We start from the raw sequence: 26,898 nt of genomic DNA, 5'->3' as shown, positions 1-26,898 counted from the left end.
CTGGATCTCATATTGAAATTATCACTTTATGGGAGAGAGCAATGAGTGCTCAACTGATGACAGCTTTCATGTTGTTTGCAATATCGATTTCATTGACGCCAGGGGCGGGAAATATTGCTTTAGTAGGACTGTCGAGCCGCTATGGCATTGGGGCAACGCTACCGTTTATTCTCGGTAACGCGGTCGGTGTGGTCGCGATTTTGGGCGGTGCGAGTATTGGCTTGGTGAGTTTATTTACTCTTTACCCCGATCTATACAATGTCTTGAAATGGTTAGGGGCGGGTTATTTGCTCTACATGGCTTGGGGCATTGCCAACATGGAGATGGACGGTAACTCCAGTATCAAGAAGTCTGGTTTTATGTCCGGTATTTTGGTTCAAATACTCAACCCGAAAAGCTGGGTCGCTTCATTGACGGTGTTCTCTCAGTTCATTTCCCCAACTAGCGATTACCTAACTCAAGTGGTGATTATTATTAGCGTGATGGTGTTTACTGGTGTCATTGGTATGCTGCTATGGGCGTATTTTGGTTCGATGCTTAATCGCTTTATCCAATCTCCGCAAAAAATGGTCTGGATAAATCGAGGCTTTGGTGCCAGTTTAGTGCTTGTCGTGATGTTTATGGTCAGTCAGCCCCACTTGCATTAAGCAGGAGAGCTATCGCAGGGCAAATGCAGTCATCCGTAGGCTTTGGTTCACTGATGGCAGTTGAGCAATTTTGTTCAAGTTTTTTATTGATGACTTGAATATATTGGCCTAGGAATTATGTGAAAGAGCTCAATAAAAGGAGGGAGCGTGGGTAAAGATAATCACTTTAAATATACAAGCAGTTCTCAGCAGGATGAGGTTTCTATGCTGTGCGCGGTTATGAGTGATTTTACCTACGCGAAGCATGCGCACGAGGAGTACTCAATCGGCTTAACGCTTCAAGGCCGACAAGACTTTTTCTGTCGCAGCGCTTTTTATAAAAGCACTCCCGGCAGTGTGATGCTTTTCAACCCGGAAGACATACATGATGGTCACTCAGGTGTAGAGCAAAACTTAGAATACGTGATGCTCTACATCCATCCGAATGAGCTGCATCCTCTGTTTCAGGCGCTAGGCCATAAAAAGAACACGACACTTAGGTTAAACCAAACCTTATTTGATGACTCACTTTTAAGGCGTCAGGTTTATGCCATGTCTCAGCGTTTACAAGGAGAGTCTTACTCAAAGATTGAACATGAAGCGAGCCTGTTTCAGTTAGCACAATCTTTAACTCGTCTGCATGGAAGCCTTGAACTTCCGATTCACAAGACGCGAGCAGACAGGCTTTTGCTTAGAGCGAAAGAGTATATTTTGGCGAACCTTGCTTATGATATCTCTATTGATGACATTGCAGAGGTCGCCAACATGTCGAAGTTCCATTTCATCCGCGCCTTTCGCGAGCACTTTTGCATAACTCCACATCAATATGTTTTGAATTGTCGCATCAACTATGCGCGCAGACAGTTATTGGCAGGACACAGCGCAACGATTGCTGCTGTTGCCTCTGGCTTTGCAGATGCAAGTCACCTTAACCGTAACTTTAAGCGCGTATTTGGCATGACACCAAAACAGTTTCAGCTTCAGTGGAGCCGATAAGCTAAGCGGCTCACTGTGTTTTTGGAGTGCTAAATGTCAGAAATCTTCGCCTACGCGATCGGGGTGATGTATACCCCTGGCCCTGTGAACCTTTTGGGGTTACATAGTGGCTTGAACAGAAACACACGTTCTCACCTTGGATTCTTTATTGGCGTCGGAATGGCGATGTTCATTTTGTTCGTCATGCTGGGATTTATTGGTTTAAAGGTGATTAATCCGCAGGTTCTACCTTTCATTAGCTTGGCGGGTTGCCTGTATATATTGCATATCGCGTGGAAGGTTGCGGGCGCGAATGTCGAACTCTCTCAGGATACCTGCGATTCAAATTCGCTGAGCTTTCGCGATGGCTTGTTCATGCAGCTACTCAACCCTAAGGCATTAGTTGCGACCTTGCCTGTATCAACGATTCAGTTTCCAAGTGTTGGTATTACGGGCAGTGCGATTGTGTTGTGGTCTTTAGTGTTAGCTATTTTGGCTTTTGGCGCACCGACAGGCTACTCATTGGCGGGGTTGGTATTAGGCAAACGAATTTCTAATCCGAGTTACTTTAAAGTGTTCAATCTTCTGATGGCGGCGCTGCTTGTTTATGTTTCGCTGACCATAGGTTATGAGCATGTGGTTACGCCGCTTTTAGTTCAGTAAGTAAATAGGCTCTCAGGAAGCGCCGAACAGGGCTTTTCTGAGAGCGATATCGACTTAAAACTCCAATGTTTCACCATCTAGTGGGATGAGTACTTTATTACTTAACCCTTCTGCTTCGAGCGATCGCTTCAGAGTGTCTCGATCTATTGGGCAGTGGTTTAGCGCTTCCATATGGTTGGCAATAACCTTGTTCGGCGATAAGCGAATAAACTCCATCACCTCATCGCTCGACATAAGCAGCGGCTGGCCGACATCCATCTGAGCTTGCCCTGTTGCGACCACAGTAATATCTGGTTTTAGCTCACTCAGCGCTTTTCTTACATCCGGTGTTAATACAGTATCACCGCTAATGTAAAGGCTCGGTTCGTTCGGCAGTTGAAGGAAGAAACCACAACCATTCGCCATCACTTTATGAATCCAGCCATGACCGTGTTGTGCAGGTACGGCGGTAATCGATCCCCCAAGAAATGGTGTGGTTTGCCAAGGTGTTAGCCCATTGGCAACCGTCATTCCGTACTTCTCTAGGTAGGCTTGGTCTTTGCTCAATGTGGTCACTGGCACGCTCTGCTCAATCAGGAACTTTTCACCGACAGGATCTAAATGATCTCCATGTTGTAGCGGCTTAAAGCCAAAGGTCTGGCTATGGGTAATCAATGACTGGTTAACCTTGCTAAGCAGGGCATTCGCATTGTTTGGTAAATCTACAGTTGGGTTCTTTGCTGCTTTAAAGCGAAACACGGAAAACGGCGGCATAGAGCCCTTACCACCTAGCATCGGGTCAATCAAAATATAGTGCTCGCCAGATTCAATAACGAACGTCGCGCTGCGTAAGTGGTGAATTTTCATGTGTAACTCCTATCTGGTTGATAGGGTAAGTATGCAGCTTAGTAGGATTGTGCAATACTGGTCAAAAGGACAACTACCGCTCAAATCGGGTCAAAGTGGATGACGAAATACAAGATTGCTTTAGTGGCGCTCGATGACATCAGCGCATTTCATCTTTCGGTGCCTTGTTTGGTTTTTCAAGATATCTTTATCGACCAACAGCCATTGTTTGATCTGGTGATCTGTAGTGAAAATATGTCGAGCGTCTCTCTGAGCTCTGGCTTTAACGCTTTAGTAAGCCGTGACCTGTCGGCGATGGATGAAGCGGATATTGTGATCATTCCGAGTTGGCCCAACTCATTGCCCGAGCCAAGCACGTTTTTGCTAGAGAAACTAAATAGCGCCTATCAACGCGGTGCGACAGTCGTCGGTCTTTGCTTGGGTGTTTATGCGCTCGCAAAAGCAGGTTTACTGGATGGCAAACGAGCAACAACCCATTGGGGCTTTAAGCAAGCTTTCCAACTTGAGTTTCCTCGCGTGACTATCGACTGTGAGCCGCTGTTCATCGAGCAAGATAGAATCGTGACCTCTGCCGGAACGGCTGCTTCTCTAGATTGTTGTCTTAACATCGTGCGAACCCGTTGCGGTAATGAAGTGGCATCGCAAATTGCCCGTTTAATGGTGACGGCACCGTTTCGAAGTGGTGGACAGCAGCAATATATCCCCAGCCCAATTGCGGCTAAGTCAGATAACGTCACCAGTTTTGGCAAGGTACTCGATGATATCAGCCTGAACTTGGTCAACGACTATGGCCTAGACTCTGTCGCTCAGCGCTGTGCAATGAGTCGACGGACATTTACGCGCCAGTTTAAGGCGGTATATGGATGCACTTTTGGCGAGTGGTTGCTAAATCAACGCTTAGCATTAAGCCAGCAACTGCTGGAATCTACCCATCACCCAATATCGACCATTGCAGAGCTTTCTGGGATCGGCTCTGAAAGTGTTTTCCGTAAACACTTCAAAAAGAGCTTCAATGTCTCGCCGTCTGAATGGCGGCTGACGTTTCGCGGGGAAGGGTGATAGGGGGATATTGACTTATTGTATCGCGTGCAGAAGAGCCGTATGAATATAGGCCTTACAATATTTATTGTTCAGTTCCGAAAATGGCACGTCTTATTTATCTTTCGTTGATAGCATCTAATTGAAAGTATTCAATATAAAAAGCAAATTGGAGTATAAGCCATGTTCAAGAATATGCATGAAATGGAAGAACCACTAGTTATTTGTAATGTATGGGATGTACCAAGCGCGAAAATCGCCGAAAGTGTCGGATTTTCTGTTATTGGTACTTCTAGCGCAGCTATTGCTAAGAACCTTGGGAAGGAAGATGGAGAAAATATCCGTTTCGAAGACCTTTTGTCGATTGTAAAAGCTATTGTGAAGTCAACAGAACTTCCGTTAACCGTAGATCTTGAGTCTGGTTACGGAGAGACGCCTGAAATCATAGCAAAGAATATGATTGAGCTAGTTAAAGTTGGTGTTGTTGGAGTCAACATAGAAGACAGTGTCGTGGTAGACGGTGAAAGGCGCTTGTGTGACAGCGCTCTGTTCAGCAAAACTTTAGAAAAAGTTAGAGAATGTATTCGCGAAGCAGGTCTTGAAATTTTTATTAATGTCAGAAGTGACGCATTCCTACTTAATGTTGAAGAGCCTCTTGCAACTAGTATCGAGAGAATAAATCAATACCAACAGGCGGGCGCTGATGGCATTTTCCTTCCATGTATTAATAAAAAAGATGATATCAAATCAGTTGTCGATAGCACGTCACTGCCAATAAATGTAATGTGCTTTCCGGGATTACCTAGTTTTTCTGAACTGAAAAATCTAGGTGTAAAACGCATAAGCATGGGCAATTTTGTACATGAGGCAATGCTTACTTCTCTATCCTCTACCTTGACTTCAATTAAAAGAGAGCAATCTTTTGAGGCATTATTTAAATAGCCATTATTAGTTTCAGCCACTTTTGGCTGAAACACTTTTGCCCCAAGATGTTTCAGAAAGCATAGCTCTAGTCATCGAATTAATTAATGTGTAAATCATGCAATTAGACCTTCCAGCAGCCACGGATGAATCCCTAGCAGAAGCAAAATTTTCGCCGAATTGAGGGTGATCAGTCTTTTTTGCCAATGAGCAAGCCGACATTTTGTTGTTTAATGTGTAACAACTGCTTCTTAAGCTTGCTTAAATTGCCAAATTCATAGAATGGTACGTGAAGAACTGCGACAAATCCTGCGTCAAGCATCATATTGTGCCATTGACTTCTGCTATTAAAGCAGACCCCGACACCGGCCGTATTTGCACCCATCTTTTTGGTTATTTGAGCCAAAGATTTCGATGAAGTCGATTGATAGATCAACGCGCTCGGTAAGTTGTGAACAAATTGCCCTTCATAAAAGTTCTCAAACACGACCACGATGCCGTTTTCAGAGAGGTTTTGAAATGAACGCTCTAGAGCTTTCTTTTGCAGCGTTACCGATCTTTCGTAGCTGTCACTAACAAAATGGTGAAGAACCCAATTGAACTGAATAACATCGAATTTTTCAGTGAAAATGGTGTCTTGGAAGGTTGAACACACTAACTGCTTTCTGGGGTGAGGGTGGTTTTTCTCGATTAGAGACTGTTCTGGCTCAACTAAAGTGACGCTGGCGTTGGGGTAGTATGACAGAATCTTATCAGCGTACATGCCATTACCTCCGCCAACATCGAGCAAGTGGAACGGGTATTGGGTGGGGTAAAGCATATTGAGATGCTTTACCAAGGTAGCGAACATCGCATCATCTATATACTCGATGTCAAACGATACTGTTTGTTCAGGGGTAAGTTTGCGTACTACTCCGGCCATAATGTTTTCTCAGTCTGGAAATCTGAAACTCCAGCAAGCTCTATACCATTAAATATTGCTTTAAATTTCAGTGATTAAAGATTTTATTCCTTCAGGGTTCGTTCGAATTTGAATTTGAGACTCAAAATGACAGCTACAAGGGAGCGTCTTGCTATGGTGTATCAAGAGGGGCTGTTTACGTATTCAATGTTGGGATAATCTAACTTTTGGCCCTTACTTCACTATGAAATCGACTCGATTAATGCTTTTAGACTGATGCTGAGCATAACATCCGACAGTTTTCCTTAACTTGTTTATGTCCAAAAGTAATTCTAGTACTCAAAGTCTTTGGCAAAGCCATTCTTACCTGCACCTCAATAAAAACCAACTCTTCTCACCGAGCCTTGATTTAATAAGTAAGAAGGTCGCGTCACGCGACCTTCTTGTTTTTGCCTTAGCGAGATTCTAGCGGGTATGAGCGGTAGCTCCACATACCGTAAGTTCGAAGGGCATCGCGGTAGATTCCTAGTAGCTCACTGTCACTTGCCTTGGTGAGCTCTTTTAGCGGCTTGTCTGGGTAGCTGACTGTATCGAACGTGATTCCTTGTGGGCCTGTTTGCCAACTTGCAATTTCAAACAGTGTCTGACCACGACGAACATGGCTTGCAGAGCTAATGATGGTTGCATGTTTGATGTTGTGGCGGGCAAGGGCATAGCTGCTAAATAGCGCGTTGCCAACAGTGCTGGTGGCGTAGTTTTCTTCAATGATTCTGTCTTTGCTGACGCCTTTCTCGATCAGCCAGTCAGCCATCAACTTGCCTTCGGTCTTGTGGTTCTTTGGTACGCCACCCGTTAGCACTATAAGCGCATCAGGGTTCGCTTTTGCCATTGCCAAAGTGGTTTCTAGTCGCTCAACTAAGATCTGGTGCATTGAGCCATCTGGGTTTAGTGCGTAACCCAGAGTAACGATCGCTCCCTTATCTTCTAACTTACCCTGCGCTGCTTTCTCTTTTAGTGGCGCCTCTAGTACGCGATCCACTGTCGAGAAAATTCGCTTCATGTCAACCGCTTTACCTGCATTGAGTTTAGATAAAGCATCCATGTGTTTGCTTGACTCAGCTTGGTTGCCCTTGAAGCGCTGCCACACCGCAAGGTAGGCATGTAGATCCACATCATCCGGTGCCACCGTCAGTGCTTGCTCAAATAGCTCAATCGCACGATCGACATTCTTGTTATAAATCTGAGCATTAGCCGCTGAGATAAGAAGATCAGTACGGTATGGTTCTAGTTCGTATGCCTCTAGTAAGCGATCGGTTACGATCTCCATATTGCTTGGCATTTTCGCAGTGAACCCAGCATGCGAAATTCGAGCGGGGGATTTAAATGCTGTCACCGCATCGCTCAGAAGCTGATCAACTACCTGTCTTTTAGTGATGAGTTGGGCGTAATCTGTTGAGGCTTGTATTGTAGAGTCATTAGCGGCAAGAGAGTATGGCGCAGCAGTTAAAGCGATAAAGCTACCTAGGGCGAGGGCAATGATGTTCTTCTTCATTAGGGGATCCTAGTGTTGTTATGTGTCGATCTGAGTCGACGGATTTTTTGCAGTGTAAAATTACCTCTCAGATAGTCTGTGAATTGGTTCTCACTTTAAATGAAACACTTGACATATGGTTGTGGTTTGCGAACTAAGATCACGAACTAGTGGTTTAACTCATTGATGTAATTAATAATTATGTCGTCAGAGTATAAGTGATGGGGTATAAGAAAAGCGGAAAAGCCTGCTTACTCGCAGGCTTTATGGTTACTTAATCGCAGTACAAAAACTGACGTCAGCATGCTGGGTTTGTGGGTCGTAGCTGTGGTAGAGCTCGAAGCAAGGTCTGTCATCGTTTTCTAGCCCTGTTTCGATCACTTTACTCATCAAATCATCCCAAGCGAGCGCATATTGGCTGTGCTGTGTGATGTTTTGGCGCATCACTGCGTACTCGCCACCGGGAAAGTCTTGCAGTTCTATGCCATTTATTACGTCTGTATCTTCAGGCACCATCAAACAGATATCGGTACGACATTTATCGCTTGGGGTGATCTCCGGGTTGTCGTGATAGATGAAGATACAAGTGCTCTCCGCTAACCCTTTCATGCCAGCCCACTGATAGAGTCGACCACTGGCTTCTTGATAACCTTCGCCGTAAGGGCCTGTTACTCGGACATAAGCCAGTTTTGTCGCTGTAAAGTTTTGCGTTTCCATCTTGTTGCTCCACGTTGTTAGTTCAGAGCCAGTATATGAATCGCTAGGTTTTCCTGCGTTTCCATTCTTGCGCAGCGTGTGTCCAATCTTGCTGTTTCGCGATAATTCAGAAAATTGCTGGTAGTTTTCGCAATCACGAAAAGCGCTCGGCGTTACCCCATAATGTTGCTGAAACGCTTTAGCTAGGCTCTGTGAAGAGGCAAAACCATACTCCAATGCGATGTTTAGCACGGGTTGTTTTGATTTAAACAAATCGTCGGCTGCCGACTGCAAGCGCAAACGTCTGACAAAATCAGCGAGGGTTTCTCCTTGGACGGCTTTAAAGGTGCGATGGAAGTGATATGGCGACAGGTTCGCTAGGGCCGCGACTTCTGGCAAATTGAGGGGTTGGTTGAAATTCTTTTCCAGATAACGAATCACTGGAATCAGCCTCTTTTGATAATCAACGCGCATTACTGAGCTCACCCTTGCTTTAAAATGACTGTATAAGCGTACAGTAAATAGGCTCAATTTAAAAATGGAGTTTTGATAAATGCGTAGCGCACAGTGACGAATTGAGTCACACTTATTGCTCATTTCTCCGTAAGCAAGGACAACCATGATCGCTTGGAAGCAGCACTTAGCCGGTTACGAGTGGCTTATTCACCAAGTCTGGTACTTGGAGGTTGAACATGGTGAAGTGATTGATCCAAAACCTCATCTTATTCCCAATCCGCGCGCTCATTTGCTGTTCACTCCCAAGCATCAAACCTACAGCTATGACAACGGGGAAACCTTACTTCGAGGAAAAGGCAGTCACTTATTGACTGCGAATGAAAATCTCCTTCTGTTAGAGGATGAGGCTCCGATCAAACGCATCGGTATTACCTTTCGACCTGAAGGGCTCTATGCCCTCCAATCTGCTTGTTACGATGATGCCCAAGTCAATGCGGTTAACCAATGTCAGTGGTTTGATTGGCTGAGCCCTTTGTTTGATGAGGATTTTCAACAAGCACTATGGCAGCAAGATTCACGAGAAGCGTTGTTAGATTCGATAAAATGTCACTTAGACTCTCTAAGGGTTGAACCTTGTCGAGCCAAGCCGTTTTTAGTATCGCAGAAGGCAATTTTGGTGATGGACGCGCAAGCATTGAGTTCACCAGAGCTGGCGATAGATATGGAACAGATTGCTGCGCAGTGCGCGTGTTCTCGAAGAACGTTAGAGCGCAGTTTCAAGCAGGTGGTTGGCCTGAGCGTTAAGCAGTATCAGCAAATGGCCCGCCTTGAGCAGATGATTTTGGCACTCTACAAACAACAAGATGCGATCGATTGGGTGAGTTTTTCGCAGCAATTTGGCTTTAGTGATCAGTCACACTTGATACGCACACTCAAGCAGCAGCTTAGAAAAACGCCGAACAAGTATTTGCAAAAACGCGATCTGACGATAGATATCTACGGTGACTTCGAATAGGAACTTGCGGCGACCAAGACAAGCAAGTTGTCGCAAAAGTCCAATTATTCTCTGGTTGGTTCCACTAAGATAGTTGCCAGATAACGAGGTAACACATGTCATATCAAAAACTAAAACAAGGCCAAACCATTCCATTTAATGAGTCGTTGAATATTCAACTGATTCAAGCGTCTGATCTGCAAGATATTATCGAGATGCTGAATGACGATAAGGTCAACAAGTATCTGTTCTTCGCCCCGGCTGACGATAGCCTTTATGAAGGTTTCTTTGGCCCAATCATTGAGAGCACAGCTCAAGCGATCAAAGATGACGTTTGGCCAGAGAGTCCGACGTTTGTCATTCGTGATCAGCAAGGTAAATACATGGGGATGTGTGCCGTGACGTCGGTAATGTTCCTAACGGGTAATTACGAGGTAGGTTATCAGCTACCGACTTGTGCATGGGGCAGAGGCATTGCGACTCGCGCGTGCCAAATGATGACGGATATTGGCTTTACCGAGCTTAAGGCGCATAAAGTCAGTGCAGATTGCTACTCATCGAATGTGGGTTCATACAAAACGTTAGAGAAATGCGGCTTTAGCCAAGAAGGACGTCAGAAAGACTATTACAAGCTAGAGCAAGGCTTGGAAGACAAACTATACTACGGTATGACCGCAGAGCAATTCGCCTCTTTCAGTCGTTAAGTGATCAAGCGACGCGTTTAAGCAGCAAACAAAAAGGCCGCCATGCCCATTATCGGGTTAGCGGCCTTTTCTATATTAATAGACCCTAGGTCTTAGCTGCCTTGGTTTTGGCTTTGAAGCTTCTCTTTTGCTTCTTCAACTTTTGAGAAATCCAATCCCAACTCATCGACTGCTTCTTTGATTAGCGCAGGGTTTTGCATCACTTGTGCCATCAGCATTTGTAGCTTGTCTTGTGGCAGACCTAGTTGGCTGATTGTTGCCATCGCTGCAAGAGGGTTTTGCGTCAGAGTTTGGAAGATTTCGTTGATCTGTTCATCGCTGATGTTGTTCTCTTTCAGCAGTGCAATAATCGGGTTCATCATATTTCCTTTTCAATCTATTGATGACTTTGCGCAGCAGTTTATCACTTGGATAGCGCGGATTGAACTAGCGCAAATCTAATTAGCTGAAACTAGATTGCGGCTTAATAGCCCGTTAGCTCCATATACCCTGAGCCAGAGTGAGTGCCCTCGATGCGAACCGGGCCTTCCCAATAGGGGACTGAAAGGGGCATTTTTGCTTTTGGGTTGAGCGCTGAAACCACAAGCTCGATTTGCTGGCTCGGAATAGCCACTTGCCACTCGGTTGGATAATTCCGCCCTTGGATTTCAGTTTGTTTGGTCGCGTTCAATTGAATCTCATTGGGTGAAATGGCGATACCCGAGCCGTCCTGTCGCATCAGTCTGGCGCTAGAGTAACTGGCTTTTCCTGTATCGGAATCTCGCAACTGGAATACCACTAAGCTGGTTTCGTCACTGAGCCTTAAGGCAAACCAGTCCCAACCTTGTTGTGAGTCGAGCAAGAACTGCGAGCTCCATTCTCTGTCTATCCAACCTTGACCCGTTACCTGATGAGTGTTGCCATCAATAATGACTTGGCCAGAAACATCAATAAACGGCTGGCTATAGTAATATGAAGCCACCTGACCATCGGCGCTTTTGGTGCTGTAACCTTGCTCGCCCTGTTTTTGATAAGGTGAACTACTAGTGAGTGTCAGCGAGTAGCCAAACTGCTCTGAACTGGCATTGAGTGTGGCGGGGAAGAGGTCGTCGGTTGAAGAGCGCCACTGCCAATCGTCGAGATAAACCCGAAATGGCGATGCATCGACACCTGCGAGTGAAGCTTGATCGCGTGACCATTTCTCATCAGCATAATGCTTGTCTGGCGTAGTTACTGCGCTATGCGCCATATAAATTTGTTGGCTTTGCCATACGGTTTTTTGCGCTTTGTTTTTCCCATCTTCTGGTTCGGCAGCAAAGCGAAATTGTGTCCATTGAACACCGAGTGGATTGCCACTTTCATCGACTAAATTCGCCGTTAAATACCACCATTCATGACGAAAACTAGGGTGTGATTGATGATCGGCAGGGAAGGTGAGTTCAACGCCCTTTACTACAGGCGTGAATGGCTTGGTTTCAGGTTGAGAGCCTTCACTACCCAATAGCATCGCCATATTTTGCTGCTGAGGCTTTTCACAGCCAAGCAGCAACAGGCTACCCAATATCAAAGAGAGGTTGCGTGCTAATTGATTCATTACAATACCTCGCTTTGCAAACTAGACACGACAGGCTTGCTGACCAAGCGCCACAGTGGAATCAGGGTCGCAACTACCGCGACTAAGATAGTGACTGCCGCAATGCTTAGGGCATCACTCCAACTCCACAGGTAATTTAAGCTCCAACCAAAGGCGCGCAGGGTAACGATGTCCGTCAATACATAACCGACCATAGCGCCGAGTGGTAGAGCGATAATCAAAGTAAAGCTGACCAAAGCGACGATTTGCCCGATGACCATGGTCATTAGTTTGCGGCGACTGACGCCAAGCGCGTAAAGCCTCGCAATGGCGGCTTTGCGCGCGTCGAGCAACATAAAACAAGCGCTAAATAAACCAATCACCGCGACCATTAGAGTTACGCCATTGAGGGCGCGCGTAATGGCGAAGGTCTGCGAGAAAATATTGAGCGCGATGGATTTGATTTGAGCCTGATCATAAAGCTGACTTGGGTGCAGATTCAATTGCTTACGCAGTTGGTCGTAGACGAGATCTGGGTCGCCAGAGACTTTGACGCCAAGGCTGGTGGGCAAGTTGGTAAAGCCGCTTTCACGCCACAACTTTGGAGCCAATAACACTTCACCATTGGGTGAACCGTAATCATGGAATATCGCCCCTACATGCAGAGTTTGGTTTGGAATTGCATCAAGCTGAAGTTCGCTATCGAGCGATAAGCCGAGCTTGACCGCAGTCGGTTCACTGATGGCGACCAACTCACCTTGGTAAAAGCGTTGCCAGAAGTTATCAATGTGAGACTTGAACACCATGGTTTGCTCTAAGGTATCCTTGTCTTTGGTGCCGAGCAAAGTGGGCAAACCTTGTAGGTTATCGTCAACATAGTATTGCTTGTAGACCGTCTCAACGCTGTCAAATTGCTCTAATGCGCGTTCTACATTGGCAATCTCTCCCTGTGCGGGACTGACGTAAATATCGGCATGAAGCCTCTGTTCGAGCCACTGCTTTAGCGTCGATTCAAAGCTGCCAACCAAGGTGTTCATTCCTATATTCGCTGTGACCGCAAGTAGCAGTGCCATCATGGCAAGAGAAAGCGGAGAAATGAGCTCGCGCAGTTCAGCGAACAGGTATTGGATCAAACCGGAACGGGAACGCCTTTCACATTCGTTGGCGAGTACGCTGAGTGTTTTAGGCAGATACAGAGGAATCGATACGACAAGTACGCCGAGCCAAGCCATTGTAAAACGGTGATGCTCACTCAGCCATAATCCAGCGAGTGCAGCAACAGTCAACACAATACCAATCATGAACAGTTGGTTTTCGTTAGACGTTTCTGGGGCTTGATAAAAACCGCCATGAGAAGAGAGCGGCTGGTTCACTCGCTGTTTAAAGTGCTGCCAACAAGCTAATAGTGTTGCCGCGAGGGTTAGCAGCAGCGCTTGTGCCCACCATTGCCACTGCCAAGTGCCGGGAAGCAGTGTTGCTCCGTAAAGCTGTTCAAGTGTGAGCGCAACGGTTGGGTGCAGCCAATGACTAAGCTGCATACCTAATACAAAACCGAGTGAAGCGCCGAGGGTAACCAGAATGGTCAGTTCAATCAGCAGTGACGTGAACACCAGGTTTTGCCCAACCCCCGCTTGTTGGACTTGGACTAACAGCCGATTACGTTTGAGTAAGCTGTACTTCACGCCGTTATAAGCGATAAATAGATCAACTAGAAATGCTAACAGGCTCATCGCGGTAAGGTTGAGGTGGAAGCTATCAGTGAGTGAGCCAAGGTCAGTACTTTGATTGTTGGCGATCCATTGTCCTTGCTCGCCGATGAGGTGTTGCCATTTTGCTTGTGCGTTGTTATCTGTATTAGAGCCTGCGTCGAAAACGGCAATGTAACTGAGCTGTCCTTGTTTGTTGAGTAACTGCTGAGCAAAGCCAATATCCATCAACATTCGGCTGCCTAATTGCCACTCATCGGGTAATACGACGACACGGGTCGGGACTTCATCCAGAGTCAGCGTTTCTACTTCGCCTAAGTTCTGGTGTTGCGACAGGCTCATCATCACTATGGGTTCGCCAGCTAAAAGCTCAGGCAGGGGTAAAGCGCTGTCGAACAGAGAAATGTTTTGCTCGTTGCCTGATGATTGTTCGTTGTGGGTTGAATAGCGAGAGCGTGACGAGATGGCAGCAATCAATTCGCTACCTTGTACTGACCAGCGACGACCTTGCTCGTCTCGAACTCGCCCTTCAATTACTGGTAAGGCTGCACTGAGTCCGTTTTGTCTGAGGGTGAAGTAAAGCGATTCAGGCAAATAGTTTTGCCCCGCTGGTGGAATAATCAGGTTTTGCGCTTGAGCACTCAGTTGCTCGGTGGATTCCGCATAGCTGCGCTTAGCATTGAGGTTGATTGCTTGTACGGCAACAAACAAGGTTACCACGAGCACGATACCAATCAGAATGGCAGCTGCTTGAAGAGGAGCTTGGCGATAATGCGCCGCAAACAGATTCAATGTGAGTCGAGTCTGTGTGAGTCTGATACGCGAGAATCTAACCTGAGTCATGGTGTTACCTTCGGTCGCTTTGCTCTTGCAAAGTAGGGAGGAGTTGCTGCAAATCACCATTGCGTAATTGACCGTTTTCTAGCCGCAAACGAGTCTGCATAAACTCAGCGCAATCGGGGCTGTGGGTCACTAAGAGCACCGCAGTATTGCCGTGGGTGGTGATTTCACTTAGTAGCTTCATCACCTCCAATCCTGCTTTTTGGTCGAGATTACCTGTCGGTTCATCGGCAAGTAGAAGTTTAGGCTTATGAGCCAAAGCGCGAGCGATGGCGACTCTTTGCTGCTGGCCGCCAGAAAGGGCAGAAACGTGTCTATCAAGAAGCTGACTTATGCCCAATGTCTCGATGAGATAATCGCACCACTCGTTCCATTTCTGTTGGTTTAGATGCAGAGGAAAGGCAATGTTTTGTTTTACGTTGAGCGGTGTTAATAGGTTAAATTGTTGGAATATAACGCCGAGTTTTTGATGGCGGAACTGGCTCCATTGCGGGTCTTTCCAAACTGACGTGTTATCGCCATCTAACCACAATTCACCATCGGAAAGCGGCTCAAAACCAGCAATGATATTGAGTAGGGTACTTTTGCCGCTACCACTTGCGCCTGTCAATGCCACACTCGCACCTGCCGCTAAAGTGAAGTCGACGCCTTCCAATACGTGATGGGTTTCTTTGCCATCGACGAAACTTTTGTTGGCGCGTTTTAGTGTGACTAGTTGGCTTTCCATTTCCTCACCTTTATCCAGTTAGCTATTTGACGACCATCTAGATCTGCAAAGAACCAAAGTTAGCTTAGGTAATTGTGAGAAAGTATTGGCTGTTACTGTTCGATTCTGCCTGATCTAAGCTGTATGTTTCGAAACTCTACTGTTTCAACTTTGTTATGGTTGCCTCTATACAATCCCAACGATACATCAGGTACTTCAGTATTGTAAAAACACATTAGACCAACTTGGTTTTCAGACTCAAACATGAGTTTTTCATCAAAGTAAAACTTATACGAAGGTGACTTGTTTGATAGTTTAAACTCTGCGGTTATTTTGTGCCACTCGCCTTTATATCCCCCAGAACTTAAAGCCTCTTGCTCAGTCACCCCCGGTATATCTAAACGTATTTCGCGAAAGTATGCTGTTATCTGTATAGGCGGGCAGTCAAAGTAAATATCTTCACGAATGTGATTTGGGCGCCCTGGGTGGATTTGGAAAATACTCGCACCACCGAGTCCTTCATATTTAAAATCAAACTCAATAACGTAGTATTGTTCTTGCTTTACTGGGCGTTCTATTTCAGCGCGATCTTTTCGTTTTCGTCGACTGTCATGAAAGCAATAATCACTTTCATCACCATCGAGAGTGAACTTATAAACATCGGTCGCTTCATCATATGTAATAGTATTCGTAGGAAGTTGACATTTGGCGCTCCATCCAGTGGGGATCGCGTTGCACCCTACTAGAAATAGAGTAAAAAGCATTATTGCGTATCGCATACTTTAAATTTACCGAAGTTAAATACAAAGAAACAACTATAGATGCTCTGTTCTTGAGTGAAAGGTCTAATAGACTTAAGTGCAGCTATTTGAGGTATAAATGATAACTAGCTCAAATTATTTGCATGGAAAATAAATGATAAGAAAAAAGGTAAACCTTAGTTTACCTTTTAGAAAGCTTTGCTCTCATGCAGATTCCCTGCAACGAGTACACTTCGCCTACACGTAGTACGCTTCAACTTCGCCTTTTAGTTGGATAAGCATTGGGTTACCAAAGCGGTCTTTCGCTTTTGGTGATGCGATTTTTACCCAACCTTCGCTAACGCAGTACTCTTCAACGTCTGTACGCTCTTGACCTTTAAAACGAATACCGATTTGGTGATCGAAGCACTCTTTTACAAAGAAAGGGCTACGTGGGTTACCTGATAGGCGATCTGGTAGAGCTGGTTTAGCTGTATCTGTCATGTTTTTCGACCTTGAAGTCCGTAAAAAAAGTGCGCCATTGTAAGTCACAGATTGCTATGGGTTCAAGACATCTAATGACAGTTATCACAAACGATCTAAGTTTGAACCTACAACCCCTTCAAATACTGGGCATTGGTCGTTGGCTGAATCATGCGATTGATGTTACTTACGTTGTCGTTATTGTGTTGTGCTAGGAGCACTAAGAAAGCATCAAGCAGTTCTGGTTTACTGGCTGTCACTTGTGTTTCGGTTTGAATATCACGCAGATCGATCAACACATCAGTGAACAGTTGCGGTAAATTTTGCGATACTTGCAGATTCAATACGTTGTGTTCACTGTAGATTGAGTTGTGGCTGCCCTTTTGTTTTTGCACTACGTACGGGTTGTCTTTGAGATTAATGATCGATGTACGTTTGTCACAACGCTTCAAACAACCTTTATTGACTTTGATCTTGCGGCAGCCTTCGGTCTGTTGGAATAAACACTGGCGGCTAGTCAGCAGTGTATTTGGGTGGTAAATGCTGTAGTAACTGCGCATGTTTTGCGGACGCTTAATATGGCGCATCTGCTTCATGTTCAACTCGTTGGAGACAAATGCGCCGCTTGCGGCAAACTCTTGTTGTAAACATTTTAATGAGTAAGAGTTGACTGTATTCATCTGCGGGCCCGCGATCCAACCCAATCCAAGTTCTTGAGCCAAAATGCCTACTCCGGAGTTGTTAGTGATCGAGAGCATGGGTTTTACTGCCTCTAACAGTGTGCGTGCAGCTTGGTAATCGTCACCAATCAAAATTGCAGGAAACCAAGGTTTTAACTGCGGGTTTGCTTGGAACAGCTCGATCATTGCATTCAGTTCAGACGCCAGCCCCATCGGCAGCTGAAAATAGACGTCGACATCAGTGTATTCGCACAGTGCGACGTCTTGTGGCGATGAGATCAATACCGATAACTTTGGCGCTCCTTGACGCATTTCTGGATGAGGCAGTGGCGGCAAAGTGGGTACATCAATCGCCCCTTTTAGGCTGCTCGCAGAGGCTTGTGTTGCAGTGACGTCAAAGTCTTGGGTCTTTTCAGCTACTTTCTCGATGATTGCTGTTTTGTCGTCGTAGAGCTTTTTCTTCACTACTTTTACATCGTCGGCGGATTCACATTTGTAGATTTTCGAAAAGTGTTTCACCGCATGGTCGCGGGGGTTGTCGATGTACATCGCTTTACCGAAGTCACCTTGCAAGAATGCATTGGAGAAATCACGGTTGAAGACGGTGTACAGTTCCGTGGTGTCATTCGACAGTTCCACGCCATCGCACAAGCGGTCAATCTGTTTACGCCAGTTGTCGACCACGGTGTAAACGTAGTGAGATTTCTTGATCCGGCCTTCCACTTTCAACGAATACACGCCGGCATCCGCAAGCGCTGCCAAATCGCCAAAGGCCGAGTTGTCTTTCATATTGAGTGGGTAGCGATTGCCAGTTTTGGTGGTTTCATACTCTTCTCGACAAGGTTGGCTGCATCGCCCGCGGTTACCCGATGCGCCATTACGCGCAGAGCTGATATAGCAAATACCTGAGAAACCAATGCAGTATGAGCCGTGGACAAATACCTCCATCATTACATCATGATCACGACCAAACTGAGCTAAATGCTTGATCTCATTTATGTTCAGTTCGCGCGATAGATTGACGCGACTTGCCGTCAATCGATTGAGAAACAATATCTGCCCCTCGTTATGGGTATTGAGCTGAGTTGAGGCGTGTACATCTAAATCAGGAAAATAGTTATTGAGAATGTAGGCCAAACCAAGGTCTTGCACGATGACGCCGTCAATTGCTGTGGTGTTCAATTGACTAAGCAAGCGCACAATGGCTGGAATTTCGCTTTCTAGAATCAACACGTTGAGAGTTAGGAAGATCTTACAGTTATGCTGGTGCGCAAGCTGCAATACGCCATTCAAGTTATCTAAGGTGAGGTTAGTGGCTCGGTTGCGCGCATTGAAACGGTCTAAACCACAATAGATAGCATCCACCCCAGCGGCAATGGCTGCCTTAATCGAATCTAAATCTCCGCCCGGTGCTAATAACTCAAATTGATCGCGTGTCACTACTTATCTCTTACTCAATAAAATAGGAGCGGTATTTTACGGGGATAAAAAGTGTGATCTAGCGCTGATTAAAGCTTTGTTAATCTGCATCAATTAATTTGTCTTCCAAGGCGATATTTCAATTATTGGTTGCAATCATTGCGAATTGCTTTAGTGTTATACCTATGTATAACACTAAAGCGCAATTGATAAGGCAAGCTTCATGACAGATTGGAACGAAACGCAGCCTATCTTTCGTCAACTAGCGGATCGAATTACAGAGCAAATCCTGCAAGGTATTTGGAACGAAGGAGAGGCATTACCTTCGGTCCGAGCCGTCGCAGGAGATTTGAAAATCAACCACATCACTGTGATGAAAGGTTATCAGCTACTGGTGGATGAAGGTCTCGTAGAAAAAAAACGCGGTCAGGGAATGTTCGTGGCACAAGGCGCACTGAGTCAGTTAAAAGCGTCGCAAAAACAGGATTTTATTCAGCAGCAGATCCCGTCAATCGCGGTGAAATTGCAGCAGCTAGACATTCCACTTCAAGAATTTATTGAGCAGTTAACACTGCACGTTGAGGGCAAACAATGAGCGTATTAATTGAAGCTCGGCAGGTAACCAAGCACTACTCAGGTCGAGCCAAAGAGCAAGGCGAAGCGATTAAAAACATTAGCTTTGAACTCAAAGCGGGACAAGTCCTCGGTTTGCTTGGTCACAATGGTGCAGGTAAATCGACTTTGATTAAAAGCCTGCTAGGTGCTCACGACTATCAGGGTGATATTCAAGTACTGGGGCTTGAGCCTATCTCACAGCGCGCCAAAGTGATGGAGCACCTGTCTTACATTTCAGATGTTAACGTGCTGCCTGACTGGATGACGGTAAGACAAATTCTTCGGTATACCGCCGGTGTTCACCCAAGTTTCGATGTGAACAAAGCGCGCGCTGTACTTGAAAAAACCGACATCAAGCTTAATAGCAAAATCAAATCGCTCTCAAAAGGCATGAAAGTTCAGCTACACCTAGCGATTGTGATTTCGACTGACACCAAAGTATTGATTCTTGATGAGCCGACCCTCGGCTTGGATCTTGTTTACAGAGACACCTTTTATCGACATCTTCTTGAATGGTTTCATGATGGAGAGCGTGCCCTGATTATTGCCAGCCATGAGGTGTCTGAGATTGAACACCTGCTAACCGATGTGTTGATCCTTAAGCATGGTCAAGCAGTGTTGCAATCGTCGATGGAAAACATTGCCGAAGATTACGTGATCGTAGAAACCACCGATGAACAACGCGCACAAATGGAAGCATTGAAGCCGCTTTCTAGTGAGCGCGCTCTTGGTAGTACGCGTTGGCTGATTCGCAGTGAACAAGCGCAACAACTCGACGACGTAGAAAAAATTTACAATGTAAAACTGGCAGATCTGTTCTTGGCTCTACAGAAGGAGGCAGCGTAATGAATCCTTATTTTTATATGCTAGAGAAAGAGTGGTTAGAACATAAAGTAATCACGCGTATTCCTTTAGTGCTGCTCGTGTGTGGTGTGCTGCTGCTACTCTCGATCTTGATGAATTCGACCATTCAAAGCAATGTCACTTACGAGCTAACGTATGATGTGAATGGCTTTGAATCTGGTTATGAATTAGGTAAGCAGTTAAGTGGCTTGGCGTTTGGCTTCACGGGCTTTTTGTCGATGTTATTGACCAGCCTTTATTTCCCGAAGACATTACGTAAAGAGCGCCAAGAGGGCAGTGTGATGTTTTGGCGTAGCATGCCTGTCTCTGACATGACGACACATTTAGTGAAGCTTGGTTTTGGTTTGCTGGTGACACCTATCATTTGTTCAATGTTGGTTGTGTCTGCTGACTTCCTAATGTGGGTGATTAATCTTGTCATGTCGGAGAAATTCCCACTGTTCTTCACTGGTGAGTCAATCTTTTACGTCTTTACCCATTGGTTTGAGTTTATTGGTCGCATGTGGTTAGTGGGCTTGGCGCTACTGCCGCTCGCAACTTTGGCTATGGCCATTTCTCAGAAGGTTAATTCGCCTCTGTTAGTCATGGTGATTGGGTTTTACGTGATTAAACTGCTCTCGACAAACCTGCTAGGGACGTACGCTGTGAGCCATTTCTTACAGGCTGTAACGACCTTGCCATTTGATCTTCTTATTGAGGGCAATCCACTTGTTGCCTTTGCTAATGTTGGCACTGTTAACTTGGTTGTCTACTTTGCATTGGGCGCGTTGGGCTTACTGGCAAGCTTAAGATTAAGTCGCTCTGTCGACTAGAACGCTTTGATGGTTTGAAAATAACAAAGGCGCTAACGGTTGGTTAGCGCCTTTTTTGTTTGCGGTGGATTGCTATTAGTCTCCGAGCGGCTGACGGTCTAAGCCACCTCGATATGAGTCTAATGCCAACTTAAGCCGTCTTAGTTTGTCTCTTGAACGTCGCTTATGGTTGACGGCAAGCGCCATCGAAAGGACATCAACCAAGGCTAACATTGCGTAACGAGACGCAGAAGGTTTGTAGATAAAATCGGTCTCTTGGTGCTCAATCGGTAGTGTGAGATCGGCAATGTCAGAGAGCGGCGTTGAGCTCGGTGTGATGGCGATGATCTTTACCCCGTATTGCTTTGCCAGCTCTGCAGTTTCGATGATGGTCGGCGTGTATCCCGTTGCGGATAACATAACCAATACGTCATTACTGTCTGCGGTAGAAGCAATCATACGTGCAAGCAAACCGTCGTTATAAGCAACCACAGGGTAGCCTAAACGGAATAGTCGATGCTGCATCTCTTGCGAGGCAATGGTTGAGCCTCCACCCATACCAATAGAGATGACTTGTCTTGCATTGTGTAGCCAACCCACAGCGGTATCGATATCGGCTTCGTTGATCAAATTGCGGTTGATATCTAGCGACTGCTTGATTGATTCGTAGATGCCCTGATAACCACTTTGATCTGGCGGCTCAAGAATGAAACGTTGACCAACTGTTAGGGTTTGCGCCAGCTTGATTTTCATATCACGAACGTTTTTACAGCCAACGGCTTTAGCAAAGCGAGTGATCGTAGCCTCACTGACTTCAGCGCTTTCAGCAAGTTCAGTGATACTCGCATTCGCTGCAGTCTGAATATCGTCCATGATCAGTTTGGCGACTTTCTTCTCAGCGTCGCGCAGGGCGCTAAAACGCTCAGTGATTTGCGAAATAATATCGACGTCTAAACTCAAGATGTTTTCCTATTCTCGGGAGACCTATGTTTGGCCTCCATATCAATGCTTTGCAGTATACCTGATTCATTCAAGCGTAAAAGTTCAGCGGTTTAGAAACGTGTTTCTACCCAGTGAGTCACATTGTATTCATCGTCGCACACGGCGATGGCACGCCATTTATCGAAAGTTAGGCAAGGGTGTGAGGTTGAGAAAGCGACAACGTCGCCAACATCGAGTGGGCAATCAGGACCTATCTCCATAAACGCATGTTGATCCATCACTGCAGTGGTCACCGCATTAGAGACGGAAATGGCTTCCCCGTCGCGGTATGCACGCTCTGGGGTGGGTAAACCGGCATCAAAAGCGACGTCTCTTTTTCCTAGGCCAATCACGAGTTTACCCGGCTCAGGTTTTGAGATGACGTGTGCCCACACTTCAAGAGAGGACTGTAAATCACCACCTAAATCACACGCTGCCCCTTGGTTTTTCTCTGCTCTCGCCATGACCTTGTTTTGAGCGTCTAGATAGATCCCCGTGTCATGGATGGCGTAGCAACCTGGGCGAATAATGGCATCTAGATCGTCGAGGTTGGCAAAACACTCAGAAACCACGTCGTACCACGCTGAGCCAGCACCAGTCACAATTGGCTTACCTGAGATGAGTTGATCGCGAGCCAGTTTACGGCCAAGCGTTACGATCTGATTGAGAAAATCACGAATGGCTTGTTCTGCATTGTCACCATAGATGACACCTTCGTAAGCTTCAATACCAGTCAATAACAGGTGAGATTGATCGGCAATGCGCTGAGCAAGCTCGGCAACTTGCTGCTCAGTTCGACAGCCGCAGCGTCCACCTTCAACACCGAATTCAATCAAGACATTGAGTTTGACGTCACGGCTCGCAAAGAACTGCCCAAGTGCTTCAACGTTACGCTGTGAATCAACGCAAACAAATACATCAACACTATGCTGCTCAATCAGATTGGCCACGATAGCCATATTGGCTTTGCCGACCAATTGATTAGCGATAATGATGTTACTTGCCCCTGCTAACGCCGCAACTTCAGCTTGAGCGGCTGTGGCGACAGTCATTCCCCATGCGCCTTGGTCAAGTTGCTGACGAAACAACGCGGGTGTCATGCTGGTTTTGCCATGCGGGCATAACTTGACGTTGTGGGTTGTGGCGAAGCGCTGCATCCAGTCGAGGTTATTGTTGATTCTAGATTGTTGAATAACGGCAGCGGGCAGACTGATTTCTTCGTTGATCAAGCTGTAGGTTTGCTGGCTATCACTCTGATATGGCTGAGACTTCTCACCCCACCCAGGGATGTTGATAGTATTATTATGATAGTTTGTATCACACTTTTTCTCGAATTCTTTCATCGCAAGCTCACTTCTAACATGAATTAAGTTGTTGATTAATAATGTTTGTTGCTATCTAGATTAATTTATATGTTAGAAACTATCAAACAAATTCGGTTTTTATGTGTGTTTTGTCACTGATTTAAATACGGGAATTATTAGTATGTACACATGCAAACGAGAGACGAAGAGAGTGAACCATGTTGTTCGATACCATAATCAAAAGTGTAGAAGTCTTTGACGGTACCGGCGCTCCAGCATATACCGCTGATGTCGCAATTCGTCACAATCGTGTAGAGCAAATTGGTGAGTTATCTGAAGCGACGGCTAGCAAGGTGATTGATGGGCAAGGCTTGGCACTCGCGCCGGGTTTTATTGATGTTCACACTCACGATGATACCAATGTGATTCGTTATCCCGAGTGTCTTCCAAAAATCAGTCAAGGTGTGACGACTGTGATTGTTGGTAACTGTGGCATTAGTGCCAGCCCGACCATCTTAGCCGGTGACCCACCTGATCCAATGAACCTACTCGGTAAGCAAGAAGATTTTAAATACCCAACGTTCGCTAGCTACGCGCAAGCTGTGCAGCAAGCAAATCCTGCAGTCAATGTAGCGGCATTAGTCGGTCACACCACTTTGCGTAATAACGTGATGGATGACTTGCAACGCACCGCGACCGATGAAGAAATCGCTCAAATGCGCAGTACGCTTGACCAAGCGATGGCAGAAGGTGCGCTTGGTTTGAGCTCTGGTCTTGCCTATGCGAGCGCGAAACAAGCGACAGCGGACGAGGTCATGCGCTTAGCACAGGTGCTCGGTCAACACGGCGGCATTTATACCACCCACATGCGTACAGAATTTGAAGAGATCATCTCCGCAATGGAAGAAGCGTTTGAAACGGGGCAGTTCGCTAAGGTACCGGTTGTTATCTCGCATCTTAAGTGTGCTGGCGCTGGCAACTGGGGACGAACAAAAGAAGTGCTCAATGTGATGGATGAGGCGGCGAAACACCAAGATGTGTCTTGTGACTGCTACCCGTACTCGGCTAGTTCATCAACACTTGACCTAAAACAAGTGACCGACGAGATCGATATCTTTATTACTTGGTCGGAAACCGCCCCTGAACATGCAGGTAAAATGCTCAAAGACATTGCCGAGGAGATGGATCTGCCATTAATGGAGGCGGCAAAAGCGATTCAACCTGCTGGTGCGGTTTACCACTGCATGGATGAAAACGACGTTAAACGCGTTTTGAAATACAAACTGACCATGGTGGGCTCCGACGGATTACCCAATGACCCACATCCACATCCACGTTTGTGGGGCACTTTCCCGAAAGTGCTTGGACACTACTGTCGTGAAGAGAAACTGTTTTCATTAGCGGAAGCCATTCACAAAATGACGGGCATGTCAGCCAAGCGATATAACTTAAAAGATCGCGGCGAAATAAAAGTCGGGGCTTACGCAGATTTAGTTTTATTTAACCCAAATACAATAAAAGATACTGCAACCTTTGAAAATCCTATTTCAATGGCAAAAGGTGTTGAATCTGTATTTGTTAATGGTGAGTTGTCATATTTATCTGGCGATGTAACCAAAAATAGAAGTGGCGTATTTATTTATAGAAATGACGCCTAAAAATTAAAATCAATTTATTTATTATCAATTTAATAAAGTACTTATACTGGAGAATATTATGTCTATTAAGCGTTACGGTGTAGAAGGTGGAACAGGCACTGGTGGTCAACACCTTCCATTTGCACGAGCGACTGAAGCAGGCGGTTTCCTATACGTTTCCGGTCAAACACCTATGACCGACGGTGAAGTGGTAGAAGGTGGTATCGTTGACCAGTCTCGCCTAGCGATCCAGAACTGTGTCGATATCATGACTGAAGCGGGCTACACACTAGAAGATGTGGTTCATGTAAAGGTTGTTTTAACGGACTCTCGTTATTTCCAATCATTCAATAAGGTGTTCAAAGAGTTCTTTGGCGAGCACCCGCCAGCACGTATCTGCATGGTGTGTGATTTGGTTGTTGATGTGAAGGTAGAAGTTGATGTGACTTGTTACCGCGAAGATCGCCGATAGACTTCACAAATAATAATTAAGAGTACCGGAATAATTTCGTTCCCTGTTAATATTGTTTCGGTGATCTCATCCCTACAAATATAATTCTTAATTGCATAGCAACATAAATATTAATTAAATATAGGTAGATTTTATATTTAATTGTTGTCTTAAATAGACGAGATAATACAGCTGCAGGAATTATATTAATCTGAAAGATGGATTTTGACATTGAGAGGTGTCCAATGAATAGTACACTTTTTCTTACTGGCTTCGGCGCATATGTAGTATTTCTGATTTGGCTTGGATGGTTTGTTTCGCGCAACCAAAAGTCGGGGGAAGATTTTCTATTAGGTGGCCGTGGCTTACCTCTGTTTCTTGTATTAGGTACAACCGTCGCGACTATGGTCGGTACGGGCTCAAGTATGGGCGCGGTTGGTTTTGGTTATGCTAATGGCTGGGCTGGTGCGCTTTATGGCATCGGTGGTGCCATTGGTATCTTACTTCTTGCGCTATGGTTTGCTCCGGTTCGTAAACTGAACTTTATGACCATGAGTGAAGAGCTTGCTTACTATGTGGGTGCAAATCGCATCGTTAAGAATGTGGTTGGCTTGCTTATCTTTATCGCTTCAATCGGCTGGCTAGGCGCGCATATTCTTGGCGGTGGTATGTACCTCGCGTGGATCGCTGACATCGACCTTAACCTAGCGAAAATCATCATAGCTGCAGCGTTTACTATCTATGTTGTGATTGGCGGTTACACTGCGGTTGTCTGGACGGATACGATTCAAGCAATCATTCTATTTGTTGGCTTCATTCTGATGGCGGTTCTATCGGTTCAACATATCGGTGGTATGGACAACCTATACGCAGCTATGGACCCGGCCGCAACGAGCTTCCTAGCGATTGAAAAGCTCGGCATCATTCCAGCGGTATCTTTAGCGGTTGTGATTGGTGTTGGTGTACTTGCGACGCCTTCATTCCGCCAGCGTATCTACTCGGGTAAGGATGTGTCTACCATTCGCCGCTCGTTCATTGGCTCGGGCGTACTGTATTTATTCTTCTCTATCATTCCTGCAATCATTGGTATGGCTGCACATGCGATTGACCCAACACTAGACAACCCTAACTTCTCGTTCCCATACATTGCTGCGACTGTATTGCCAGTAGGTATCGGTATGATTGTTCTGATTGCTGGTCTGTCAGCAACCATGTCGAGTGCAAGCTCTGATGCGATTGCGGGTGTGTCGATTCTACTGCGTGATGTTTACGTTATGTTCACAGGTCGTGTGCCAAACAAAGAATCTATGCTCAACTACTCTCGTCTAGCGCTGGTTGTGGTTATCGGCTTTGCTCTACTGTTTGCTCTGACTTCAAACGATATCATTGGCTACATCACTAAGATGATTTCTACTGTTATGTCAGGCATGTTCGTGTGCGGAATGCTAGGTCGCTTCTGGAAGCGTTACAACTGGCAAGGTGCTATCGCGACACTTGCTGGTGCTTCAGTGGCTTCATTCACTGTCATGCTCAACGCGGATTACACAGCCTTCTGGGGCAACCCAGTGATTCCATCTTGTCTGTTCGCGCTGACAGCAGGTGTAGTAGTGAGCCTATGTACTCCTGCTAACCAAGTCAGCCCTGAAATGGCAAGAGCAATCCTTGACGATGAGCGTGCTCTGATGGAAATGGAATTGTCTGACTCAGGCGTCCTAGAAGAAGACAAATCTGCACAACGTCCTGCCACTCAAACTAGCTAGTTTTCTCCACAACTTTGG

The 26,898-nt window shown here is 45.8% G+C and carries 26 protein-coding genes; 13 read left to right on the top strand and 13 right to left on the bottom strand.

Annotated elements, in window-relative coordinates; translation table 11 throughout:
• The first annotated feature begins 41 nt into the window (after positions 1-41).
• The 3 genes from AC6R16_RS15030 to AC6R16_RS15020 all read left to right on the top strand — a co-directional run bounded on the left by AC6R16_RS15030 (position 42) and on the right by AC6R16_RS15020 (position 2,264).
• The gene (locus AC6R16_RS15030) at positions 42-647 is read left to right on the top strand and encodes a LysE family translocator (protein ID WP_500674895.1); all 606 of its coding nucleotides are present in this window, start codon (positions 42-44) and stop codon (positions 645-647) included.
• Positions 648-794: 147 nt separating this feature from the next.
• Entirely contained in the window at positions 795-1,622 is an 828-nt protein-coding gene (locus AC6R16_RS15025; RefSeq protein ID WP_272787816.1) for an AraC family transcriptional regulator, read from the top strand.
• 33 nt (positions 1,623-1,655) lie between these two features.
• Positions 1,656-2,264: a LysE family translocator gene (locus AC6R16_RS15020; RefSeq protein WP_500674894.1), complete on the top strand. Its 609-nt coding sequence runs from the start codon at positions 1,656-1,658 to the stop codon at positions 2,262-2,264.
• Positions 2,265-2,318: 54 nt separating this feature from the next.
• Here the strand turns inward: AC6R16_RS15020 and AC6R16_RS15015 are convergent, their stop codons facing one another.
• Positions 2,319-3,110: an MBL fold metallo-hydrolase gene (locus AC6R16_RS15015; RefSeq protein ID WP_500674893.1), complete on the bottom strand. Its 792-nt coding sequence runs from the start codon at positions 3,108-3,110 to the stop codon at positions 2,319-2,321.
• 99 nt (positions 3,111-3,209) lie between these two features.
• Here AC6R16_RS15015 and AC6R16_RS15010 point away from each other — a divergent pair, with 99 nt between their 5' ends.
• The gene (locus tag AC6R16_RS15010) at positions 3,210-4,169 is read left to right on the top strand and encodes a GlxA family transcriptional regulator (protein WP_500674892.1); all 960 of its coding nucleotides are present in this window, start codon (positions 3,210-3,212) and stop codon (positions 4,167-4,169) included.
• Between the two features lie 162 nt (positions 4,170-4,331).
• A complete protein-coding gene (locus tag AC6R16_RS15005; protein WP_500674891.1) occupies positions 4,332-5,090 on the top strand; it encodes an isocitrate lyase/PEP mutase family protein in 759 nt (252 codons plus the stop codon).
• 169 nt (positions 5,091-5,259) lie between these two features.
• Here AC6R16_RS15005 and AC6R16_RS15000 read toward each other — a convergent pair whose 3' ends face one another.
• The 3 genes from AC6R16_RS15000 to AC6R16_RS14990 all read right to left on the bottom strand — a co-directional run bounded on the left by AC6R16_RS15000 (position 5,260) and on the right by AC6R16_RS14990 (position 8,671).
• Complete coding sequence (locus AC6R16_RS15000) at positions 5,260-5,991, bottom strand: class I SAM-dependent methyltransferase (protein ID WP_272250504.1); 732 nt, start codon at positions 5,989-5,991, stop codon at positions 5,260-5,262.
• A 433-nt stretch (positions 5,992-6,424) separates the two neighbouring features.
• Positions 6,425-7,522: an ElyC/SanA/YdcF family protein gene (locus AC6R16_RS14995; RefSeq protein WP_500674890.1), complete on the bottom strand. Its 1,098-nt coding sequence runs from the start codon at positions 7,520-7,522 to the stop codon at positions 6,425-6,427.
• Between the two features lie 249 nt (positions 7,523-7,771).
• The gene (locus AC6R16_RS14990; protein ID WP_500675348.1) at positions 7,772-8,671 is read right to left on the bottom strand and encodes an AraC family transcriptional regulator; all 900 of its coding nucleotides are present in this window, start codon (positions 8,669-8,671) and stop codon (positions 7,772-7,774) included.
• 145 nt (positions 8,672-8,816) lie between these two features.
• On the opposite strand from AC6R16_RS14990, the gene AC6R16_RS14985 reads away from it, so the two are divergent.
• A complete protein-coding gene (locus AC6R16_RS14985; protein ID WP_500674889.1) occupies positions 8,817-9,668 on the top strand; it encodes a helix-turn-helix transcriptional regulator in 852 nt (283 codons plus the stop codon).
• Between the two features lie 95 nt (positions 9,669-9,763).
• On the top strand, positions 9,764-10,351 hold the full coding sequence (locus tag AC6R16_RS14980; protein WP_500674888.1) for a GNAT family N-acetyltransferase: 588 nt from the start codon (positions 9,764-9,766) through the stop codon (positions 10,349-10,351).
• A gap of 92 nt (positions 10,352-10,443) precedes the next feature.
• On the opposite strand, the gene AC6R16_RS14975 is transcribed toward AC6R16_RS14980, so the two are convergent.
• From AC6R16_RS14975 to AC6R16_RS14945, 7 genes are all read right to left on the bottom strand, one after another.
• Complete coding sequence (locus tag AC6R16_RS14975) at positions 10,444-10,710, bottom strand: DUF2999 family protein (RefSeq protein ID WP_272787830.1); 267 nt, start codon at positions 10,708-10,710, stop codon at positions 10,444-10,446.
• 104 nt (positions 10,711-10,814) lie between these two features.
• Positions 10,815-11,924 carry a lipocalin-like domain-containing protein gene (locus AC6R16_RS14970; protein ID WP_500674887.1) on the bottom strand — a complete coding sequence of 370 codons (1,110 nt, stop codon included), beginning with the start codon at positions 11,922-11,924 and terminating at the stop codon, positions 10,815-10,817.
• Complete coding sequence (locus tag AC6R16_RS14965; RefSeq protein WP_500674886.1) at positions 11,924-14,452, bottom strand: ABC transporter permease; 2,529 nt, start codon at positions 14,450-14,452, stop codon at positions 11,924-11,926. Before AC6R16_RS14965 ends, AC6R16_RS14970 begins: the two co-directional genes overlap by 1 nt.
• 4 nt (positions 14,453-14,456) lie before the next feature.
• Positions 14,457-15,176, bottom strand: coding sequence for an ABC transporter ATP-binding protein (locus AC6R16_RS14960; protein ID WP_500674885.1), 720 nt, complete (start codon positions 15,174-15,176; stop codon positions 14,457-14,459).
• A gap of 92 nt (positions 15,177-15,268) precedes the next feature.
• Entirely contained in the window at positions 15,269-15,919 is a 651-nt protein-coding gene (locus AC6R16_RS14955; RefSeq protein ID WP_500674884.1) for a hypothetical protein, read from the bottom strand.
• A 234-nt stretch (positions 15,920-16,153) separates the two neighbouring features.
• Positions 16,154-16,399, bottom strand: a complete 246-nt coding sequence (locus AC6R16_RS14950; protein ID WP_004746437.1) for a DUF3297 family protein — start codon at positions 16,397-16,399, stop codon at positions 16,154-16,156.
• A 107-nt stretch (positions 16,400-16,506) separates the two neighbouring features.
• On the bottom strand, positions 16,507-18,498 hold the full coding sequence (locus AC6R16_RS14945; RefSeq protein WP_500674883.1) for a peptidase U32 family protein: 1,992 nt from the start codon (positions 18,496-18,498) through the stop codon (positions 16,507-16,509).
• Positions 18,499-18,700: 202 nt separating this feature from the next.
• Between AC6R16_RS14945 and AC6R16_RS14940 the strand changes: the two genes are divergently transcribed.
• Genes AC6R16_RS14940 through AC6R16_RS14930 form a run of 3 tightly spaced genes read left to right on the top strand, consistent with a single transcriptional unit; the run spans position 18,701 to position 20,768 of the window.
• Positions 18,701-19,072: a GntR family transcriptional regulator gene (locus AC6R16_RS14940; RefSeq protein WP_004746441.1), complete on the top strand. Its 372-nt coding sequence runs from the start codon at positions 18,701-18,703 to the stop codon at positions 19,070-19,072.
• Positions 19,069-19,938: an ATP-binding cassette domain-containing protein gene (locus tag AC6R16_RS14935; RefSeq protein WP_494504031.1), complete on the top strand. Its 870-nt coding sequence runs from the start codon at positions 19,069-19,071 to the stop codon at positions 19,936-19,938. The genes AC6R16_RS14940 and AC6R16_RS14935 overlap by 4 nt, the downstream gene beginning before the upstream one ends.
• Positions 19,938-20,768 carry a hypothetical protein gene (locus AC6R16_RS14930; RefSeq protein WP_004746444.1) on the top strand — a complete coding sequence of 277 codons (831 nt, stop codon included), beginning with the start codon at positions 19,938-19,940 and terminating at the stop codon, positions 20,766-20,768. The genes AC6R16_RS14935 and AC6R16_RS14930 overlap by 1 nt, the downstream gene beginning before the upstream one ends.
• 75 nt (positions 20,769-20,843) lie before the next feature.
• Here AC6R16_RS14930 and AC6R16_RS14925 read toward each other — a convergent pair whose 3' ends face one another.
• Together AC6R16_RS14925 and AC6R16_RS14920 are read right to left on the bottom strand one after the other, a co-directional pair.
• Positions 20,844-21,707: a MurR/RpiR family transcriptional regulator gene (locus tag AC6R16_RS14925; RefSeq protein ID WP_004746447.1), complete on the bottom strand. Its 864-nt coding sequence runs from the start codon at positions 21,705-21,707 to the stop codon at positions 20,844-20,846.
• 92 nt (positions 21,708-21,799) lie between these two features.
• Positions 21,800-23,071 (bottom strand): amino acid deaminase, encoded by a 1,272-nt coding sequence (locus AC6R16_RS14920; protein WP_500674882.1) that lies wholly within the window; start codon positions 23,069-23,071, stop codon positions 21,800-21,802.
• Between the two features lie 179 nt (positions 23,072-23,250).
• Here AC6R16_RS14920 and AC6R16_RS14915 point away from each other — a divergent pair, with 179 nt between their 5' ends.
• From AC6R16_RS14915 to AC6R16_RS14905, 3 genes are all read left to right on the top strand, one after another.
• On the top strand, positions 23,251-24,690 hold the full coding sequence (locus tag AC6R16_RS14915) for an N-acyl-D-amino-acid deacylase family protein (RefSeq protein ID WP_500674881.1): 1,440 nt from the start codon (positions 23,251-23,253) through the stop codon (positions 24,688-24,690).
• A gap of 58 nt (positions 24,691-24,748) precedes the next feature.
• Positions 24,749-25,141, top strand: a complete 393-nt coding sequence (locus AC6R16_RS14910) for a RidA family protein (RefSeq protein WP_038187972.1) — start codon at positions 24,749-24,751, stop codon at positions 25,139-25,141.
• Positions 25,142-25,365: 224 nt separating this feature from the next.
• Positions 25,366-26,880 (top strand): sodium:solute symporter family protein, encoded by a 1,515-nt coding sequence (locus tag AC6R16_RS14905; RefSeq protein WP_500674880.1) that lies wholly within the window; start codon positions 25,366-25,368, stop codon positions 26,878-26,880.
• Positions 26,881-26,898: the final 18 nt, after the last annotated feature.

Source organism: Vibrio sp. R10-SG3-ISO10 (assembly GCF_059834185.1).
This window is presented reverse-complemented; position numbering and strand designations above follow the sequence as displayed.